The organism is Pedobacter sp. NEAU-ZC8, from assembly GCF_059278965.1.
Map to the genome: position 1 here is coordinate 75,474 of NZ_JCAJXC010000012.1, position 20,495 is coordinate 95,968.

A 20,495-nucleotide genomic window follows, 5' to 3' on the forward strand; every position below is an offset into this window, starting at 1 on the left:
GCTGCTCGAACAGGAGATTTGAACCATAGTTATATTATAAAATCTCACTTATAAAAGCGTCACGGGCAATATTTCCGATAGTATTCGTGCTTACCAAATCGAATGTTCCTCCAACACGCGAGCTAAAATTGGCACTGCTTTAAATCAGTTTATAGCACCTTCTCCCCGAACCTTGTGCGCGCTTGGATATCGTAGTCAAATTCGGGAATCACCTTTGGAGCCGAAGTCTTAAACAATTTCATGAGAAAGGGAAGACACCAACCGTATTTTAATGTTACACTTTCTAAGGCGCAAAACTTGCAGGCCTCAGGTATGATATTTCAACCAATCACAGCGAGATAAACTTCAACGGAATAATGTTCTCGGTAAATAACAATGCACAGAATGGAAATCAGGAGTTGTAAATTCTTACTCATACACAATTGATTTGGAATGAAACACAATCAAATTGAAATTATACTGTAGCCCTATGGGGTGTTAAAAAACACCCCGCAGGACACAATTTACTAAGCCACTACTAGTAGTTAAGGCTTTCTAGTTTTAGTACTTGCTCATCGGATAAACCTAATCTACTAGCAAAGCGGACCAAAACCCTCCGCTCCTTTTCCTCGATAGGTCCCTCCTGGAGCAGTTCACAATATTCTTCCAGATATTCCCTTTCATCGTCACTCAAGCCGGATGATGACAAAAAATCGTTCTCTAATGAGATAGCCACCTCTTTATCAATTCCCATTTTCATCCTCATTCTCTCGAGAATTGAACGTTCCTTATCATCTATCTTACCATCATCTTCTAACATAAATTTGACCTCATCTAGGTATTCATCTAATGTATTATTGCTCAGTGCAATTCTGTCATTAGTAGGATCCGAATGAATATCGTTCAGATTCTCGATCGATTCAAATTCGACAGTTACTTTCCACTCTATAGACTCAGTTTCGCCAAATGTATTCTCAACTAACTCTTCAGCGTTGACGTTTATGTTAGTAAAAAAGTTTTTATATGCTACTCTTAACTTTCTCTCGTCAGCCTTGCTAATAGAATGAGAGTTCTTGGAACTTATGAGATCTTCATGTAGCAAAATATTACCATTTACCCTTTGTTGATACAAACGTTGCCATGATGGTTCATTTGCATACCATACTAAATCCTTTGGGACGTATGGTTTTTTAGTAGGACTATAAACCTGAGTTCTTGTCCTTGATGTCACCGATCTTGTATTTTCTTCCTGATTACCGCTTAATTCCAACGCTACATCTAAGTTATTCTTAACTGCCTTTTTACCAAATTCAGCCGATGCCTCTAGTTTAACATCACGACTATTCGTTGTCTTTAAGTCTTTACCTTTCAGGACTTCTATCCTCAGCGACTTAGCGCCTAAACATTGGAGGAAATAAGAAAATTCCTCAAATTTAATATCAAAAACAGAAGCATCATATGTTGCATATGGCGTATAAACATTGTGCATATATGGATGTGCGACATAAACTTCGTTTACCTTTGGATGCCCGATTGGAAAGACAATTTCATGAGGCAAGTTGCTCCTATCTAATACAAGGAAGTCATTTAACTCTGTTGATTTAACCTCATCATGTATCAGGATAGTTCTGCGATGATCAAAGCTTATCTGAGAAAAATTGGTCTTTAGCATGTTATACGCGGATTGCTGACTCTTCTTAAATGCAGTCTTTTCACTTAACTCAGGTGAGCTGAGTAATGCATATTCAAAATCTTGAATAGCAACATTGTATTTGTTTAGCTGTTCGTTTAATTTACCTCTTAGCCCATAAAAGTGAGACTTACAACTTTCGGGATCCGGCGCGGAATCGCAACGTTTGATGGCTTCATTTACAACATTTACCGCGTCATCATACAACTGCAGTCCTTCTAATGCATTAACTTTGAAGTCAGCTAAATCAAAGAATATTCTTTCTTTGGATTTTAGTAGCAATTCCCAATCAAAGTGTTTGTTTATGGTATCTAAAGCCAGCTTGTACTCAGAAGCATTGATTTTATTAGATATATCTTCGAGAATTTCAGAAGATTTTTGATCACTTTTAGAAACGTCCGCTGCATAGGCCTGAAGTATTTCGAGTATCAAGTTTGAAACATCCGCAGCTTCAGCCTTAGTAGATAACTTTCCGAACAGCTCTAATGGAACATCTAAAAAGTTACTTTCTTCTGAAAAATAAAACCGAATGCTTCGCACCGTAATCGGTTTACCTTCATCATCTTTCAAGTTTTCTTTGATCACTTCCAAGCTATCGAAGTCACTCCACAACAAATCTATAATCAGATCTTCTGCCTTCGCCCAACCGGTAGTTTCTTCTATCTTAATAATTGATAAACCCGATTCTAATACAAGAACACTATGATAAAAGGTTCTTTCAGCTTCAAAAAAAGAACCCGGTTTAAATTGCTGGGCACTATAAGCGCGAAATATTTCTGCCTCTTTAGGAAGGTTATGCAACTTTCTTATTTTAAATAATAGCGCCTTATCTATACTCTCAAGACCCGACCCTTTGTTGGTGTAAACATTTTGATGCTGTAGATTACTTTTAGAAACTAAATCTATAATGCTATCTCGAAACTTCATTAATTTATTTATTAAAATTCAGATTTATGTATTACTCAATTGGTCATTGAAATGTGCTGAGTGTCCTTGATGTTGCTCGAATATTAACGAAAATCTCATTTATCAATCAAACCCAACACAAATCTCGACTGCAAATTATTATTGGACTTTTTTTTTTAAATGTATAAGTCTAAAGCATGGGTGTATGGTACTTTCCGCTGGGATTTTTATTACATGTTGATCCGGTCAAACTGGATAAACTTGAACGGTCTGTTCCACAATATTTACAGGTATACTTTGATTTTTCTGCTCCTTCGTAGAGTAAATGGTACTTTCCATTTGGGTTTTTACTACAAGTAGAACTTGTAAGGCTAGAAACACTTGAGCGGTCTGTTCCACAGCACTGACAATAAAATTTAGACATGTTAATTAGAAAATTAAATTTGAGCTTACTCTTATCGGTTTTCAGCTTCCCCGTTTTCCATATAGTACTGTTCGCAAACAATTAATTTAATGTTCTCAGCCCTGCACTAATGAATAATTGTATTGAATGTATATGCACATTTTTATCCATCTTATTTGACTATATAAAAGCTTTATGGACTCCTCATTTACAAAATAAAAATGGCTTTTAAGTCGAAACGCCACCGGTTAAATCCTCCCTAGTCAAGGCACTTCTACAGTATCTTTTATCTCGTTTAGCTAACTAAACCTGTTAACGGCATCCATGATTACGTTTTGAAGTATTGTGGCATAAACTAATTACCTCCTGATGGATAGCCCACGAATATTGTCGACTTGTTTTTGACTCTGAAACGATTGTTAATGGATTTAATGATCTTTGCATTAAGTCCAATAAGATGACGTAGTTAATCAATGATGTTGTTCATGAATTGAGCGTAAATAATATAATCGTCTGATAAGAACACGAGAAGCTTTGCAGCTTCAGGGCTTTAATCAATTTCGAAAGATAACAATTTTAATCGTTGGAAGCACAAGATTTATGGAGGCTTCATAACTACTTAGTGAAAAAGAAGGTTTCCGCTTTAAAACAGACGGCACACGGTTGTAATACCTTAAGTTCAAAGTATAACATATTCCACCCCATAGTTAATTAAATCGGATATTTTCTTTCCAAGCCAATTCATAAGGACACCGTCAGAAGCAACTCAACTTCAAACCCCTAAAAATTCCATTATAACTTTACCCGCCTCTTGCTTATTCGAAAACTTGGGCCTAAGTTCCACACGCTTTGCACCAGATCTCTTAAGCCAATCATTCCAGAATATCCTTATGATTTCAAAATCTGTTGGATGAACAGTAGCACCGCTTTTACCTTCTGACCGGTCGTAAAGCTCAAGTACCAGCACTTCCAGGTCTTTTAACAACGGATTATTAAGCGCCTTAATATGATGCTGCGGATTTCTATTGTAGAACGTTAAAAGATCTTTCTCTCCTGAGTTCAAGAAAGACTTCCTGAATGCTGCTATCTTCTTCCCACTTAAATCATAGCCTTGGCCAAATATACCTGCCTCTATGTATCCATCCGTAATTAAAATAAGGGTATTCCTATATTGGTTTTTGAAGCTCTTATTTCCAGTTTTTCCCGTGCTTGTATGTGTGTTTACCACAGCCTCATCAATGCCTTGTTGTAAATATGTGTATATGTCAGAACCATAGGTTTTTGTTAGAGCACTGGCGTAAGTTCTTGCGAATTCCTTCTTAAAACCATCTTTGTCAACTCCAAAGCCCTTCTTTAGATATCCGATCCGTTCTTGTTGTTTATTCCCAAAGCGAGCGAAGTCTAATTGAAGTTTATCAGTATTGATATTATAAGCAGTAATTTGTTGCTTATTGATAAAATCGACTCTAAATTGATCAAGTTGATTCATTGATCGCTTATGTTTCAGTATCCGTGGGTAGACGTTATCAACAACTAAGTTTACAATTACAGAATCAGCAATTGCTTTAGGGTAAAGCTTTGTATTGATCCTGTTTGATAAATCTGAAGCAATGGTTACATTAAAATGGTTTGTTGTATAATCGGCAACTTTCTCTTTCTCGGCCGCTTCTTTATCTCTTTGTCCGTCACTTGAGCAACCCAATAAACTAAATACAAATAGGAGAACAATTGGTAGTGATTTATTCATTATTTTACTTTAACTCTAGCGTCAATACTGCTGTTATTTAACTTCCTTTGTTCCCAAGCTACTGCTACTTCCGTCGCAACTGCTGATTTTTCAGTCGCTTTATTAATCGAATATTCCATATGGAGGAAATCATTCCATCCTTCCAGGAAAACATTGATCCTGTCTTTCAAAGCATCTATTGAAACTGGTACATTATCATTTTCAATGTGGCTTTTATAGATATCTGTTGTTGTTTGTATTACTTGAAGTTTATTTCTCAAGTCCGTTTTACGATTCTCAAGTTGTGAAGCTTTCTTTAACGGGAGCTTTCCAAGCTCGTTTTCCGCAGTTGTAATTTGACCTGTTTTGTTAATGATTTCCTGCTCTCTTTGTCGTACTTCTGAATTCACCTCAGTAAGTTCCTGCACAATGGCGGCGATCTCTTCCTTTTTCTGTGAGATAAAAAGTTTGTTTCTCTGTCTTGCAACATCAGGATTGCGCTCCTCAAAAAAGAGATGGATTTTCTCAAAGCATAGGTCAAAAAGTATCAGGCCCGCCGCCCCCATAACAAACACCAGATAAAAATTAATATCTGTAAAAACATCTGTTAGACGCCACTGAACAGGATCAAGTTCAGTCAAGTTTTTTATTTCCTGAATGGAACGGGCTACCTTTATTGCTATAAAAGTATCTACTGATGCTATTCCTACGTAACTCAACGTTCTTTTCAACCAGGGCTTATAATCTGTTGGAAGAAGCCTTTTCATAATGGCAAATGCAAGCGGCACAAACACAAATAATAAGACAAAGAGCACTGCCATGCCGCCATGGTCGTATGCTTTACTTATCGCATTCGGGTCGAATACTTGCGGCGCTATCGGATCTGCAGAAGTTTTTTGAGTGATAATGGCGTCCTCCTCACTATAAAGCAGGATATAGGCTGCTGAGGAGTAGAACATTAAGACATACAGGAATAAAGCAATTCCGAAAGTAGATGTAAAAACAACCTCGAACCATTTGATTCCAGGCTTTACAAACTCCAGCAGTGATTCCTTAATGACATTTTCGATTACCTCAATTTTACTTTTCAACGCAGGTACCCGATTTTCTTTCAAATCAGAAATAGCAGATTGCGTAATCAAGATTTCTGATCTTAAACCAACAATCTTGTTATTTAAATTATTTTGAGTGATTTCGCACTCCTGCGTAATTGATTCTAGCTGCAGGTCGCTTTTCTCTTTAAGTTGGGCTTCTGCCTTTGCCCTTTGTTCGTCAATCTTAGCAAGTAGCCGTCTCTTTTTATCTTCAATGACATCGATATCATTTATAAACCCATTATACAGGGTGTCTAAAGCTTTGTATAATACTTGATGATCCCCATTATTGGCCTGAGCCCGATCATAGCCTTGCTTTCGCAATCCCTCCCTATTGAATGAACTAACCTCCGCAGCGATCATAGAGTCGAGCACCTTCTCATAGTCAGATTTAACCACCTGGCTGTCTTCTCTTTTGTCCCGACTTGAAGCAGTAAAGGGTTGTTCGACGGCATTAGGGTCACCCCCAGCTGCTATTGTCGCAGCCCTTTCCTTCATATTTTCAAAATTGCTGATTAAACTTTGTACAGTATCTTTGTGATCAGTGACAATGATGCTTTCATGGTTGTTATTTTTCGCATTTACTGACCAGTTATAGGATCCGTGTAATGCCCGTCGTTTGTCAATGACGCAGAACTTTTGGTGCATTATCCCATAGCCTACATTTTTTATTTTAAGGACGCTTGCCCCACGATCCGTCAAGATTGAAAAATCAAGCTTTTCGTTTTCAGAATTATCAGCAATGATAACTTCAACAAGAACCCCCTCCTTCAACTTTCCCAGAAGAATATTAAATAGTTCCTCATCTGTAAACCAAGCGACAGCGGCTAGAATCTCGATTTTTGCCGACTTAAGTTCCGCTTCAAACCGTGCGAAAATTTCTTTGTTATTGTGCAATACTTGCTGATCGATTTCCTCTTGCTCTGCCATGGGATTGATATTAGTATGTTCTAAAGTGCTTTAAATAATTCTTTAATCAACATGTCACCATTACACCTGCTAAGTGCCAGTTAATTCTTTGTTTCTGTTGTGATTTGGTAAAAAGCTAAAACCTAAAAATGGAATGAAGCATCAATTTTCAACACAGTTCTTTCGGTTATTAACAGCTTCATAGAATAAGGTTCTTTTAAAAGCAAATGCTGAGAACTGTCAAAACGAAAAGAATTGAAAATGGCAGAGAATGACCCAAGGGGAATCTCGCAATTAGCCATATTATAGAATTCTGCATTTGATGCAGGAGAATGTGAAAGCGTCATACATTTAGGGTTGTACGTTCTCAAATCTAGAAATAATATTTTACATTGATGAGAATCAACTTGACATTTTCTCACCGTATTTCTACGGAAAAAGAATTAAATGGGGACGGAAAGGCTTAGACGCTTTAAGTCGTGTCGAAATTATTAATGGCACTGCATCAATCTGCTGTGCCTAAAAGTACCTCATCCCCTGGCACATATATGTTCCAACTAATACAATTCAGCACGCCACCATGATCTGCAATATCATTGCAGTCAATTGTTGCAATAATAGAATACGGAAACATAGCCTCCATCACCCTAAATGCTTCATGATCTTCCTTTATTCCGTAGATTGGCATCACAATAACCTTTTCCATTTGTAGATAGTTGATGTAAATGCCGCTTGCCTGCGTGGTCGTCCTGTTTTGGTATGGATTGTACGGTAGGGTAATACAATTTAGGCCGGTAGCTTTCAACGCAGTCTTTACAGCATTTTGATAAGTTGGTTTCTCTCGGGAGTAGTTATTGATCAAAACCGTATTGTCATCAACAAACCGAATCATCCCATCAGCATGCCCGATAAAGTCACCAGGTTGTTGGGGTATCAAAAATACCTCGTCCACACGAAAAGTGCTCTTCAATTCAGAAATCAATTCGAGGCTCGAAAATGACCTATTCTCCTTTAAGATCTTATCGCACAAGATCACCTTGTTGTTTGCATTCACAACATTTCCCCCGTCGAGTATAATTCTGGAGTTCCTAGTTTGAATGCTCAAGCTTTCAGCAATCTGTGCAGCATCTGATATCGTTTTATGCCACTTCCTGGGTTGAAGATAATCCGGATTATATATGAACTGCACGAATTCATCCTGATCAATTTGTACCGGCATATAGTCTACAGCCCAAATATCCTTTGAATGTGGTAGAAATTTAAAATTGACCTGAAGTCTTTTCAATAGAACTTCCAATTCCGAGTAGAAGCCAGGAAATTTTTGAGGAAGAACATCAGCAAGAAAAAGAGTATTGGTCTGTGCGTCTGTAATCACTAAAGGAATTTTGAACCCATTGCCTTATTGATTGCAGCATCGTCTAAGTCCGGATACTTCGCTTTCATATCAAACGCAATTTGAGTCTTGTTTTTTAGCTTAAGGTTTGGAAAAATAACGAACCGGTGCTTTTTGGAAAAGAACTTATCTGTGATTTCTTTATCCGGATTTAAGCCGATGCGACGAGTATTGATAATGTATTCGGGTTCTATCATTAAAGCACCGTGTTTATCTCTACTAATATCAACTAAGCGGAAGACATTATCCGCATCTTCAAAAACCCCCTTTAAATTTTTGCAAATTTCAGTCTTCACGTTTAAAGGGCCGTGAATTTCCTTTTCAATGAAATATTTGCTTTTCTCTCCTTCGGGGGAAACCTTGGCTATTGCACGAATGAGGATGCCTCCGAAATGCTTTCCATTGCCGAAGGTAATATCTATGCCAGATCCATGGAAATACCACTTAGCACTTTCAAGCTGTGCCTGGTGCTGATGTGCATAGACGTCCTCGTGAAGCCCTTCTGCATAGTAATAAAATTCCAGATCTATTAGCCGATAGAAGCTTTCATTCACCTGGAGTTTAAAATCTTTGAACAATTTATCAGCGATATCATCAATGCTTTGATCGATTGTCTCTGACGAGAAGCAGTTAATTTCTAAATTAATCATATTGTTTCTGAAGTATCTGAAGTGCTAATATACTAATGAGGAACGTTTCCGAATGGAACAGATAGCATAAAATTAGCATCATTTGTAGTAAGTAGGTTGTAGGACTAATGTCATCGCCACGATGGACAGAGCCTTGTCTAGCCGCTTTCCACCCCTACCCGAACTAACCTCTTAAAAGATGTAATTAAGGGCTTCCCTGTTTTCTCATAAATAGAACCTTTACCATCCATCAATGCTTTAAACTCCTCCAGTTCCTTATAGTTCCATTTTATGCTTAGAAGCTCCGGTTCAACAACAGGTTCAATCTCAAATACGAGGTATTCCTCTTTTGAAGGAGATGTATACCCAAGCTCAATCAACTTGCTTTTTGAATATACCTTTGGTCCATTGCCCACTATTCGAAACAGCTTGTCGGCGTATGTCTGACCATATTCTCTAAGTAGCAGGTAGCTTGCGCTTACCATCTCTTTGCTTAAGACCAGTGATCCATTCGCATCATTCATCCGGAAATTATAGAGCCCGTTACTAATACACCAGTTTGTATGACGTTCAGATTTTAGATATCCAACGAGCACGTAAGTCTCGTCAAGGTCCAGCTTATGTTTATCAAATTGCTGTGGCAATCTAATATGTGAAGATTCATAAGCTGAACCTCTATCTTTCAGTATTTGATGGTTTTTGTTTACGATGCGTTCCCTCTGACTCGTACGGTCGAGTAAATTCTCAATCACTTTATCCAGGAATGACGAAAGTTCACCTACTCCGGTATTTGTTAAAGATGGATTTATTGTAAAGGCACCTAATCCGGGAATGATTTCATGGAAGCCTCTAAATTGGGTTGATCTATCCCCAGGGTACAGAATGTATGCGCCACCAGTCCTACGGATAGCATCTTTGTAAGCATGCATTTTCAATAAATCAACATTCTTAAAGGTACCCTTCCGTTCCTCCTGAGCAATGATGTTCAAGGCTTCCTCATTGCTATCTTCCGGACGAAGGATTTCTCTATTAAAATCCTGGATCTTGTATTTTGCGTCGAAATGAATGTGAACTATTGCGTCTTCCATTTCAGCTTCTGATTCTGAGAAAACCGCTGGCCAGAACGATAGGGTATAATCTGGACGTAACGTTGTGGTCCAACTGCCGGCTTTTTGACCAGCATAGCTGGTATTTCCCTTAAACGATCGATTATAGGTAAACTTAAAAGATAGACTTCTATGGTAACGTTCGCAGGAACCCTGAATAACTTGATAGTTTCCGGACTTTAATTTCAAATTCAGGCCATCGGCAGTCAACTCAATAAGATCACCGTAAGGATTTGCTCTGGATCCCATAGCTTGAACAGCAAACTTGTCATAAACGAGATCGTATAAGACGAAGAACAGCCAATATTCATAGAGTGTTGCAATGTCTTTTTTACCCGCCTCATATACGTCGTCCCCTCCTTTCCAAACCAGTTTAGATGCAAGATCGAATTGAAGCCATCTACTTAAAACTTCGCGGTAACCAGCCCTTTTTTGTAATACTGGACTATTCAATTTCAAGGTCCTAGGAGGCTGAATGGTCTTGAAAAATGGATGTCCCAAAAACCTTGTTAATTTAGCAACCATTTGCCCAGCCTCAATTGTAGGCCGATCCATTTTAGTTTTCTCAAAAATATTCAAACACGACTCCGTGAATTGTAGAAATGTACTTAAAGTGTGCTTTATAAACCTATTTTCAGCGTTATCAACAGATTCAATTTTGCGGGATGTTTGTATTTTCTCACTAACCGACGTGATACCTAATTTATGAATGGTAGTAGATCTTGGGACAGGTACTCGAACACGGCCACTTGCTAGCTGCTTTATGCTTTGATTATCAAGCCGCTTTAATCTACCAATATCTGTTTGTATGTGCTCTTGCTCCCATATTGTTGAAGGATTGCTAAATATTTTAAGAATGGCACCTTCAAATTCGTCGGTATACAAAATTGACTTTACGAAAGCAAACCGTTGATATATTGTCTTACTTTCCTTGCCGTAATCTATTTCAAAGTTTTGGTAAACTGGAGCATTGGTTTGCATCAGCAACTCCGAGCACTTATCCGTTATGTCTTCTAGCATTCTGCGATAATTAGACCGGTAGCTATTATCTACAGACTGATCAAATTTAGTTGCGATGACTTCCAGGCTCAGTTCATCAACTTCAAGATGATTAAGCGTATCAGTTACCAGCAGCTTTAACGTGCCGACGTAGATATTCGGAAAGATCCTGCCACGGGCGGTATTTCGCCTCGATGGTACTACTATCCCGTCTACAATGGCAGAGAGCATGTATTTTTCACTACCAACAAACTCATATTCATATGAATGGCCTTCGAAAATCTGGTAAATGCATTCTCCGTGTTCAATGGCTTCTAAAGCACTAACAATTCTACAATGGGAACCTTTGTCGGGAATTATCTCGAGTGTTAATCCTACTTCTAAATGTTCTAATGAAATGATTAATGATTCAGTTACCATTGTCTAAGCTTCTGCGTAACTCGTAAAGCCGTTTGCAATCACATTTGCGTACATCCTGGAGAGTTTTTCAAAAGAGATAGGGTAGCGTATCTCAGTATCTTCAAATTTTCTCGCGTACAGATCTTCGATTTTGAAGGAATTGCCATTGACCAAACAGAGCTTTAGTATGGATTCAAGCACCTTAACAATTTTGGTTCTAGACCCATGTAGTTTTGGAAGGAGTTTTTGCATCACGGAGATATCGATTTTCTCGTCTTTACTTAAGTTTGGATCTAGTTTATCCAACCTAGTAATTAGGGTGACAATCTCATTAGCTGTACGGTAACCGAATTCAGCACCGACCGCCCTCAATTCGATGAAAAAGGCAGATAGCACATTAGAAGTTTCCCCAAGGATAATCAAGTCGGTACTACTAGCCATTTCAAGAAAGTTCGCCGCCATCAACGAACCCTTGCCAACTAACGTCTCAAGCTTTGGCTTAGAAGGGCTTGCCAAATAAGTATTAAGGTCTTCACTAGTCAACCGAAATTCTATGACGTTCGCCCGGTCCAAAACCTTAGGACTAAACATATAAGTTGTTTCATCTATATTCACGGTACCAATTATAAACAGATTACTGGGCCAGCTAAGTTCAAATGGGACAATTTGATTATCAGCACTTTTTCTTTCTTTACCAGTATAGAGTTTGATGGTATCCTTGCTTTCCATAACACTTAAGAAATCTGCAAAATAGCGCTCCACATGACTCAAGTTCATTTCGTCTAAGATCAGGAAGTAAGGCAAAGCTGAATTCTGATTTGCTTCTATAATCAACTGCAGAACACCATTGTCTGGTGTTGTATATAGGTCTGGATCTAGACCATTTGGATACCCTAATAGCGGTTCTCTGTTCGTCCAGTCGGCTCCCACAGGAACAACTTTGTATTGATTAGACCCTTCTGAAATCCATTGTACAAAGCCTTGTGCAATCTTTGTTTTACCAGAACCCGATAAGCCGCTAAGCAAGAGAAATGGTTTGGTCAAAAGTGAGGCGACAAAGCGCTGGGTAAACTTCCGTGAATAATTTAACTTGGCTGCAAGGAAATCCTGCGTAAGTACGTCGGTAGAAAGTTTTATTCCTTGTTTATTCATGCTTTCTTCTTTGTCGAATCTAAGAACACATTTTTCATACGCATTCAACAATATAATTAGGTGTTCATAAAAGTCATTTTCATGAAAATTATTAATTGAATATTCTCGATAAAACAAGTTTGTATTTTCGTACTTCTTACCTGTTTTATTGCCGGCCTCATTCGCAAACCTTCTTACCAGGCCATTCTCCGGAAGCCTCCCTTTGGTAAAACCAGGAAGCTCCTTTAAAACGTCGAAAACATGATTTGTATTTCTTAGTTGATCCTCTTTGCTTTGTAGGGTCGAACCTTGATTCAGCGTTAGATATACACGCTCTAAATCATCAGAGATAAGCAACACAACGTAGTAGCCATTCGTCGCACCAGTGCTGGCTTGAGGATTAAAAATCGCTATCCAAGGATAATTCGCAAAGTTACCTTTCCCAATAGAGCCTTGTATACGTAGCTCGAACTTCTGAAGCTTTCGTCTTAGTATTGCTGGAATTTCTTCGCAAATAATTTGATAGCTTTCTAAGCTTTTGCTATATTTTTGTTTCCGATCTTCCTCATAGATTTTTGAAAATCGGATAAGCATATCCCTCAAGGCCATACTTTCTTTAGCTCTCACTTCAAATCCTAGGCTGTTAAGCACCTTAAATGCTTCCTGCACATTTTTAAAATCATTATGTTTCAATTCCTTACCGCCTACCAGTTTATTTGCCTCTGATAAAACAAGTATAGGCGGATACGTTTTTCCGTTATAAAAGAGATCATACGTGCTAGAATACCTCCCTTTCGACAGCTTATAATTTTTATCTATTAAGTCAATTGCTCCTAATATTGCTTCTCTAGTGACATTTAGCTTCATGGTATTGTATGTAGTTTATTCAATTTTGGAAGCACAGAGGCTTTCCACCTTATCACGCTTAAAAGCTCAGCTCATTCCTTCTCATCATACCTTACCGTGATAAAAAACTCCAGGTACGGAAAGGTCTTCTTTCGCGTCCTTCAACTTGCCAGCCTAGCTAGAACTTGAATGAATCCTTAGCCTTACGCCAGTTTTTCTTCAAGACAGGATGTGCAAACGATGTTTGTCCATTAGAAGCTTCGCCAGAAAAATGGCAATATTTTTCCTTGTACAGCGAGTCTTCATATCGTGACCAGCTTTTGTAGGCTTCGGGAGAAAATGGCTTCTCAACGTCGAATTTAATTTCTTTTCCGGTCCTTATACAAAATCCTGTATGCGGCTTCGGCTGAAGGTACGCTTGAGACTTAGGTCTTCTATCGAAAGATTTAAATCCAGCGACGTCCGAAACGTTCACCTGCGGCCGTCTAAAAAAACCATCAATATTATCAACGGTAGTCTTCGATTTAAGGTAGCTATGACTCATTCCAAAGCCATCGTCAAAGCTAGGTTCATTTTTAAAAAGCAAATCACTGGTCGCAATCACATCTTTAAAGAATTCAAAGGCTTCTTTGTCAGGCGCCAAGTCTTCGTTCCAATTGGTGAGTTTCCCAATTATGCTTTTTCGCGTTTCCATCCATACGCCTGCTTCTATATTGTTATTCTGGGAAAAGTCGTACAAGTTTAGAGAAGTAATTAGAGCGCCATCTTCACTCGCGTAGTATTTAGCGTGTAAATTTTTCTTGTACCTGATTTCGATATTAGGGAAATCCTTAAGAAGCGCCAAGTCGCTCTCGGAAATTCTACTGGTTTGACCCTCTTCTGCCTTTCCAAACACAACGACAATTTGCAATTGTGGAATCCCCTTTTTGAGTTTCAATTGATCTTCAATTCTTGAGTGAAGCTTTATATATGGAGAAATCAAATATAAAAACTCATCAGCATTCTTAATTAAATTAATGAGCGAAGCATTGAGAGCGTCGCCTTGAACAAAACGGGCCATAGAAGGAGAAGTAAAATCTAAGTTATAGGTAAATGTATTAATAAATTAGGAAAGGGAACTTTCTAGACTTGTAAAAAGCTTGGCACCATCACTAACACAAAACCAGTTTTGCTAGCTCTTTTCCTAAATATCGAATTCAAAGGATCAGCTATTTAGTCTTGAAACTTTTGAGCTGCATGTACAATGATGGCAGTCCATTTTTGATCCACGTTTTCGTTAATGCTTTAGAAGACACATATTCAATGATATTATTATCCAAACTACAAAGCAATGTTGGTACTACCATTCCATCATAGAGTTCTATCCTTGTAAAAGTTTGGTATTGGCTGTTGATATGCATTAAATTGTCGTTATAAACACTTTTAATTGTATCTGGCCTGACAGAATGCCCACCTTCAATAACTCTTTGTTCAACCCTACCAATACAATCCCCTATCTTGTCCAAACAAAGATAATTGAGCTGTACCTGATATCCAGCAGACTCAAACATATCTATGTATTTCCAGTAATCTGGATGCGACAATGGCGTTTCCAATACAAAGTTTTCCTGATGTGTAATAGCCTCTTTCATTTCCTCAAAAAGCTTTTCTTCCATCATGCGAGTAGCACTCGGGACTATTTCTATCTCAAGAACGCCCGCCGTCTGTAACTCCAGTTCAAAAAATATTCGCGTCTTATCCCTATCAAACGAAAGTATTCCTTGAAATGGATCAGGTAACATGGTTTGGATATGAGTTGACTTGCCAGCACCATTTGGTCCTGAGATAACTAAGAGCGTTGGTTTAGAGTAATCCATATTGCTTACGGATGCCGTCTGCCTGCGTTCCTTTAAAAACTTTAACTACACGCGTACGAAACTCCTTCCCAGCAGATGCAACTTCCTGTATTTCAATCCGACCATCAGCAAACTCTTTATAGACCTGTCCTTCTGGCAGCGTTTCTGAAAGTAGAAGAAATGGTAGTCCTTTGCTGAAATTACGTTTCCTCAGGTTCCTGATGGTAATCAAATATTTTTCACGCTTAGTTTCAAACTCTAAAATTGACATACTGGTAAGCAGCTGATGAAATGTAAAAATACAATATTCACGCCGGATATAAAGTGCCGAAACTATTTTGATATTAAAACTAGATTTTCGGTTACAAGGTGCGCAAAGTGCATAATATCGGTCTATAACGGGCCAATCCAACAAGCAGATTTTATAACCAAAATACTCCGTAGAATATGGCTGTCGACAGAAAAGAAATGTTAGATATTCTGGTGGATTATTCAATTCACTTTCCCGAACTCCAACTCAGGCAAAACAATTTTGACCTCATTCTCCGCTCCTTCCTTCAGCCAATAAACGATAAAATTTACCCTGGCACTTTGGAGAACGTAATTCTTCTCTTTCAAAGCCTCTATTTGCTTCAAAAACTTTTGTGAGAATCTCAGAACGCATTGTCCGCTCGAGTTCAAACATTCACCACTACGCACGGTCAAACGCTCCCCACTCATGAGCTGAGAAACAAGATCTTGCCTGTTTATAAAGAAGTCCAACCAGATATCTTTATAGTTTAGCTGCATAGTCAGCTGCGAGGGAGGCAAGTAGCCCTCCCTGTCATCCATTCTTTCGAGATTATTGGCAGTAAGTTTATCAAGGAAACGGCCGGTGGAATGAATTCGGAGGCTTTGTTTGGCACGGGTCATTGCAACATAAAGCTGCCGTTTTGCTGCGTCGGTTGAATCATCGAAATTCTCGAGCATTAGGAACACCTCGTCGAATTCTTTACCCTTAGCTTTGTGAATGGTGGAGACAAAGATTGCCTCACCGTTCTCATTGTAAAAGTCTTCCAATCTTGATTCGCGGATAAAAATCTCCAGGTCTGTTTTGTACTTTCGCTTCGGGTTAGTCGCTTCAAAATCTCGAATGATATTTTTGCAAATCTCCAGTTTAGTGCTGCTGTGATACCGCCTGACTAGCAACCGCTTTGCGTTTTCCCAGTCATGATCCGGAATAATGTAGGTATTCTCATCTAGATTTAAGGACTGTAGAAAGAACCGAACCTCCAGCAGATTGTAAAGGCTGAAGCTGTCGTTCGACTGGATCAATTTGGCAGGAATGTTATACTTCAGCAGCAATCCGGTGATTTGCATCGCTTCCTCATTTGTTTTGGTTAGAACACAAGTTGTACCTCTTAGATCAGCTCCTGTTATGTCGCGAATCAAAGGCGTAATGAGATTGCCTCCATAGTAACGAACCACCTTTATCATCCCAGGATCCATTTGTTTTGCAATTACCGGCGTCTCTTTCATGCGATGCTGTATGCTGCAGACAAACTGATTTGTAAATTCTATAAGGTTGCTTTTGCTTCTGTAATTTTCAACCAACTCGTATTTAACGGAGTGGTTGCTACGGAGGAATCGTTCAAAAAACTGGGAACTTGCACCTCTGAATTCATAGATATTCTGATCATCATCTCCTACAGCAATTACCCTCATCTCCTCATTATGCTCCATCAAGGCCTTAACCAGATGGAACTCGTCCTCATCCATATCCTGAGCTTCATCGATCACTAAAACTGTTTTTGTGATGCGACTTGCTTCCACATCCTGGTTCCTGATCTTTTCGATCGTCTTCTTCAATATCAAATCTGACTTTTCCAGACTGCCAACCTTACCCAGTAAATCGAAGCAGTAGGAATGAAAGGTCTTTATCTCAATGTAATTGGCAGCATTACCAATAAGCTTCAGTAAACGCTTTTTAAATTCTGTAACCGCCGCCCGAGAAAAGGTAAGCATCAATAACTGCTCATGCTTCACATCTTCCATCAAAAGCAATGAAGCTAGCTTGTGTACCAGGACTCTGGTCTTGCCGCTGCCAGGTCCTGCAGCTACCACGATGTACCTGGAATTGTTATCATTGATAATCTTCAACTGGGTGGGTGATAGCTCTCCAAACAACTGCCGGAATTTAGCGGGTGTAACGTTCCGCCGTATTTCATTCTGGCGACTGCCTTGGAAATATTTGTTGAGGAACGACTGGTAGTTTAGCTGAAAATAATCTTCCACAAACTGCAAGGCGTTTTTGTAGTCAGTGATCATTTTCTTAGCATACTCTCCAACAATATGGATCTGCTGGATCTTGCTTTCGTAAAACTGATTCAGCTTTTTATAATCCTCTACCTTGTAACGCACCTTGTTATCCTGTTCCAGGCGCTCGATACTCAGGCGGTTATAAACTACCAAAAAACCACCTTCAATTTTGATTGCCTCAATTTTTGAAAGATAAAAAAGAGCATCTTCTACATCCTCTAAGGAAATCTTTAATGCAAAGAGGCTCAGTTCTCCTTCGTATGCAGCTTTCAGTTCTAACACGGAAAACTCGACCAGAACTTCTTCCTTATCTTTATCATCTTCGGAAGTAATGCGCCGGCTTTTCTCATAGAGATATTCTACCAGGAACTTAGCCAGCTGATGCCGCTTCTCTAGTTTCTCCTTTAGTATTTCACCCGGGTGCAGGGAAAGCATCGCAAGGTGATTTTTCTGGTGTTCAAAGTTCCGCCGTTTAACTAGGTTCTTGATGGCCCAGAAGTTAATGACGGTTTTTATCCGGTTAGTGCTAACCTCTTCCAAACCTTGTGCCTCTGCATCCTGATTCAGCTCCTTGATATGCAGGATCTTTTCCTCTTCCTGAAGATAGTTTAGTAGAAAGTTTTCAACCTTACTAAAGGCTTCAAGAATGCTGAGTGACCTATTTCTGTTTTCGCTTCTCCTGATGAAGGCAGTAAGGTCCTTTGCGTCTGCTAAGATCTTTTCATCACGCAGAAGCGTCACGATTCTGATCACATCTTCCCTTCGCATTCCAAGATGATCACTGATGTAATCAATGCGCGATTCTGCCGACTCCTCGTTTGTTTGCTTTCTGCTTTTACTCGAAAAGAGTTTCTTTATAATTCGGACAGCTTTTTCCTTTTGCCTATCGTCGAAACGTGCCGATGCATGAATTTTATCGATTGCCTCCTGAGCATTGTTGGACAGAATACTGTTTGCAAACACCCTCGGCATATTTTGCCCCCGTTTAACATAGCCTGCATCCTCCAGTGCAGCAATGGCCGTAGTTACCCTGGTCTCTATTTCCGCTACACCATCATCCCAGCCCGCTTTCCGTGCAATCTCCAATGCAGAATTAGATACGCTGGACCGGAACCTTGTAATATCCTTTATTGCTTTCCATACCTGCTGAATCTCTTTTATGGAGAGCTTACTTTGATTCAATAGAATGAAGTGCTTGCTTAGATCCTCCTCATTGAACAAGACAAAACAATCCGCCAACATTTTCTCATCCCGTCCCGCTCTGCCCGCTTCCTGAACATAGTTCTCCAGGGAGTCCGAAATCTCAAAATGTATCACCATTCCGACGTCCTTCTTGTCGACACCCATTCCGAAAGCAGAGGTCGCCACGATGATAGGTACATCCCCTGCGATAAAGGCATTTTGGTTAGCAGTTTTTTCCTTCGCCTCCATTTTGCCATGGTAGGGCCTGGCATTAAAGCCATCTTTAGTTAGTCTTTCCGCAAGGGAGAAAGCCTTTCTCGTTCTGGACACATAGATGATGGTGGGGCAGTTTTTTTCTTCTATTAAGTCTCTGACCGCCTGATACTTTTCTTCTTCATTGTCCTTTTCGAAAACGTTATAATGGAGGTTTGTACGCGAAGCCTTTGAAGTAAACATTTCCAGTTCAAGGGAAAGCTTTTCTTTAAAATAAGCACGAATATCTTCGATCACTTTCTGCTTGGCTGTGGCGGTAAAGCAGGATACCGGAATTCCATCCTCCAGATTTTTCTTTTCCTGAAGGGATTTGATAAAATCACCAATATAGAGATAGTCTACCCTAAAATCCTGACCCCAGGAAGAAAAACAGTGTGCCTCATCTATCACAAAACGCACAATTTTTCTTCCCAGCAGTAATCGTTCGATTGTCCTTGAGCGAAGAGATTCGGGTGAAATATAAAGAATGGTTGCAGAGCCGTCTTCAACCCGCTCAACAGACTTAGATCGTTCAATAGGGTCGAGCAAACCGTTAATGGTGACCGCCTCTGTTATACCTGCTTTTTCCAGGTTATCCACCTGATCTTTCATCAATGATTGAAGCGGAGAAATAACCACTGTTAATCCCCTGGTATTTTCACCAGCAATCAATGCAGGAACCTGAAAAGTAATGGACTTCCCTCCCCCGGTCGGAAAAACGGCAAGGATAGACTTATTGTTTACAGCAGCCTTTACCGCTTTTTCTTGTAATGGTTCAGCACCATAGGTTCTATACGCATCAAAACCAAAGAAACGTTTGAGTGCTTTATGTACATCCAAGGCTTGATCGCAATATATACATCCCCTCAAGCATGGTTTGTTTCGCAGGCGAAACATGATACGTTCCACTTCAGGATAATTCTTTAGCACCCAAGGAGGTGTAATAGAGTACGTTTTTTTGTGGACAATAAAAGAATTGAGCAGGGACAAACAATAAGCTAATGCTACTGGATGTTCCACAATAATGCTTCGCAGGTCAACGTCAGAACAAATTTCATTTCCGAATCGCTGTGTGATCAATTGCTCTAAATTGTCTGTCTCAGTCACATAGCCTAAAAACAGAAAGAACGACCGGAACTCTCTCTTGTCATTTAGTAATGCGTAATAGACTTGCTTGAGGTCATTGTCTAAATGCCGAAAAGCAGCTAACTCGTCATAGAATAAATCCTTCGCTTTAATTGCGTCGTTTAAGGGGTTATTTGCATCCTCTGTTTGAAGTTTATCATCTTTCAGAAGCGCATGATAGGGTTTCGAGGGGAATAGAAGTGGTGAGAGAAATAAAGTATCGATGGCATTGTGAACGGAAATCTTAGCTTCATTAAGTTCCCGACCGATATATTTGATGTCATGGTGGATTACATTATGGCCGCAAATGTACCGGGTTCCATCAAGGAACTGAATAAAGTCAGGAACCGAGGCTTTATGAAAAGTACAACCATCTGCCCTAAGGCCGCCAATATCAAGAATCTTTAAAGATCGCGGGTCAATCTCAGTGTCAATGAATGCAATAGAATTCATTGGTCAGGCGTTTTAGAATATTTTTCAACTGCAATGTTTTCCTTTGTGAAAATGAAAACGCAGGATATCGGCTCAAAATTAAAATAGCTTGCACCCATGAGAAAGCGTAATAAGGATAGATTGCTAAATATAGAAAATTT

General features: G+C 39.3%; 11 protein-coding genes. All 11 read right to left on the reverse strand.

What is annotated here, in order from left to right; translation table 11 throughout:
- Positions 1-517: 517 nt before the first annotated feature.
- On the reverse strand, positions 518-2,596 hold the full coding sequence (locus AC5WJX_RS11135; RefSeq protein WP_494484571.1) for a hypothetical protein: 2,079 nt from the start codon (positions 2,594-2,596) through the stop codon (positions 518-520).
- A 1,154-nt stretch (positions 2,597-3,750) separates the two neighbouring features.
- Positions 3,751-4,725: a hypothetical protein gene (locus AC5WJX_RS11140; RefSeq protein ID WP_494484572.1), complete on the reverse strand. Its 975-nt coding sequence runs from the start codon at positions 4,723-4,725 to the stop codon at positions 3,751-3,753.
- The gene (locus AC5WJX_RS11145) at positions 4,725-6,728 is read right to left on the reverse strand and encodes a phospholipase D-like domain-containing protein (protein ID WP_494484573.1); all 2,004 of its coding nucleotides are present in this window, start codon (positions 6,726-6,728) and stop codon (positions 4,725-4,727) included. Before AC5WJX_RS11145 ends, AC5WJX_RS11140 begins: the two co-directional genes overlap by 1 nt.
- Positions 6,729-7,212: 484 nt before the next feature.
- Positions 7,213-8,082, reverse strand: coding sequence for an agmatine deiminase family protein (locus tag AC5WJX_RS11150; RefSeq protein WP_494484574.1), 870 nt, complete (start codon positions 8,080-8,082; stop codon positions 7,213-7,215).
- On the reverse strand, positions 8,082-8,750 hold the full coding sequence (locus AC5WJX_RS11155; protein WP_494484575.1) for a hypothetical protein: 669 nt from the start codon (positions 8,748-8,750) through the stop codon (positions 8,082-8,084). The genes AC5WJX_RS11150 and AC5WJX_RS11155 overlap by 1 nt, the downstream gene beginning before the upstream one ends.
- Before the next feature lie 137 nt (positions 8,751-8,887).
- Positions 8,888-11,065: a DUF2357 domain-containing protein gene (locus AC5WJX_RS11160; RefSeq protein ID WP_494484576.1), complete on the reverse strand. Its 2,178-nt coding sequence runs from the start codon at positions 11,063-11,065 to the stop codon at positions 8,888-8,890.
- Between the two features lie 192 nt (positions 11,066-11,257).
- The gene (locus tag AC5WJX_RS11165; RefSeq protein ID WP_494484577.1) at positions 11,258-13,231 is read right to left on the reverse strand and encodes an McrB family protein; all 1,974 of its coding nucleotides are present in this window, start codon (positions 13,229-13,231) and stop codon (positions 11,258-11,260) included.
- Between the two features lie 157 nt (positions 13,232-13,388).
- Positions 13,389-14,270: a phospholipase D family protein gene (locus tag AC5WJX_RS11170; RefSeq protein WP_494484578.1), complete on the reverse strand. Its 882-nt coding sequence runs from the start codon at positions 14,268-14,270 to the stop codon at positions 13,389-13,391.
- 148 nt (positions 14,271-14,418) lie between these two features.
- Positions 14,419-15,066 carry a zeta toxin family protein gene (locus AC5WJX_RS11175; protein WP_494484579.1) on the reverse strand — a complete coding sequence of 216 codons (648 nt, stop codon included), beginning with the start codon at positions 15,064-15,066 and terminating at the stop codon, positions 14,419-14,421.
- The gene (locus tag AC5WJX_RS11180) at positions 15,053-15,316 is read right to left on the reverse strand and encodes a hypothetical protein (RefSeq protein ID WP_494484580.1); all 264 of its coding nucleotides are present in this window, start codon (positions 15,314-15,316) and stop codon (positions 15,053-15,055) included. Before AC5WJX_RS11180 ends, AC5WJX_RS11175 begins: the two co-directional genes overlap by 14 nt.
- A 221-nt stretch (positions 15,317-15,537) precedes the next feature.
- The gene (locus tag AC5WJX_RS11185; RefSeq protein ID WP_494484581.1) at positions 15,538-20,355 is read right to left on the reverse strand and encodes a RecQ family ATP-dependent DNA helicase; all 4,818 of its coding nucleotides are present in this window, start codon (positions 20,353-20,355) and stop codon (positions 15,538-15,540) included.
- Positions 20,356-20,495 lie beyond the last annotated feature (140 nt).

Bases quoted from the DNA above. Each gene is read 5' to 3' on its own strand.
- AC5WJX_RS11135 (WP_494484571.1), bottom strand. From the start codon at position 2,596: ATGAAGTTTCGAGATAGCATTATAGATTTAGTTTCTAAAAGTAATCTA.
- AC5WJX_RS11140 (WP_494484572.1), bottom strand. From the start codon at position 4,725: ATGAATAAATCACTACCAATTGTTCTCCTATTTGTATTTAGTTTATTG.
- AC5WJX_RS11145 (WP_494484573.1), bottom strand. From the start codon at position 6,728: ATGGCAGAGCAAGAGGAAATCGATCAGCAAGTATTGCACAATAACAAA.
- AC5WJX_RS11155 (WP_494484575.1), bottom strand. From the start codon at position 8,750: ATGATTAATTTAGAAATTAACTGCTTCTCGTCAGAGACAATCGATCAA.
- AC5WJX_RS11160 (WP_494484576.1), bottom strand. From the start codon at position 11,065: ATGCTCTCTGCCATTGTAGACGGGATAGTAGTACCATCGAGGCGAAAT.
- AC5WJX_RS11165 (WP_494484577.1), bottom strand. From the start codon at position 13,231: ATGAAGCTAAATGTCACTAGAGAAGCAATATTAGGAGCAATTGACTTA.
- AC5WJX_RS11170 (WP_494484578.1), bottom strand. From the start codon at position 14,270: ATGGCCCGTTTTGTTCAAGGCGACGCTCTCAATGCTTCGCTCATTAAT.
- AC5WJX_RS11175 (WP_494484579.1), bottom strand. From the start codon at position 15,066: ATGGATTACTCTAAACCAACGCTCTTAGTTATCTCAGGACCAAATGGT.
- AC5WJX_RS11180 (WP_494484580.1), bottom strand. From the start codon at position 15,316: ATGTCAATTTTAGAGTTTGAAACTAAGCGTGAAAAATATTTGATTACC.
- AC5WJX_RS11185 (WP_494484581.1), bottom strand. From the start codon at position 20,355: ATGAATTCTATTGCATTCATTGACACTGAGATTGACCCGCGATCTTTA.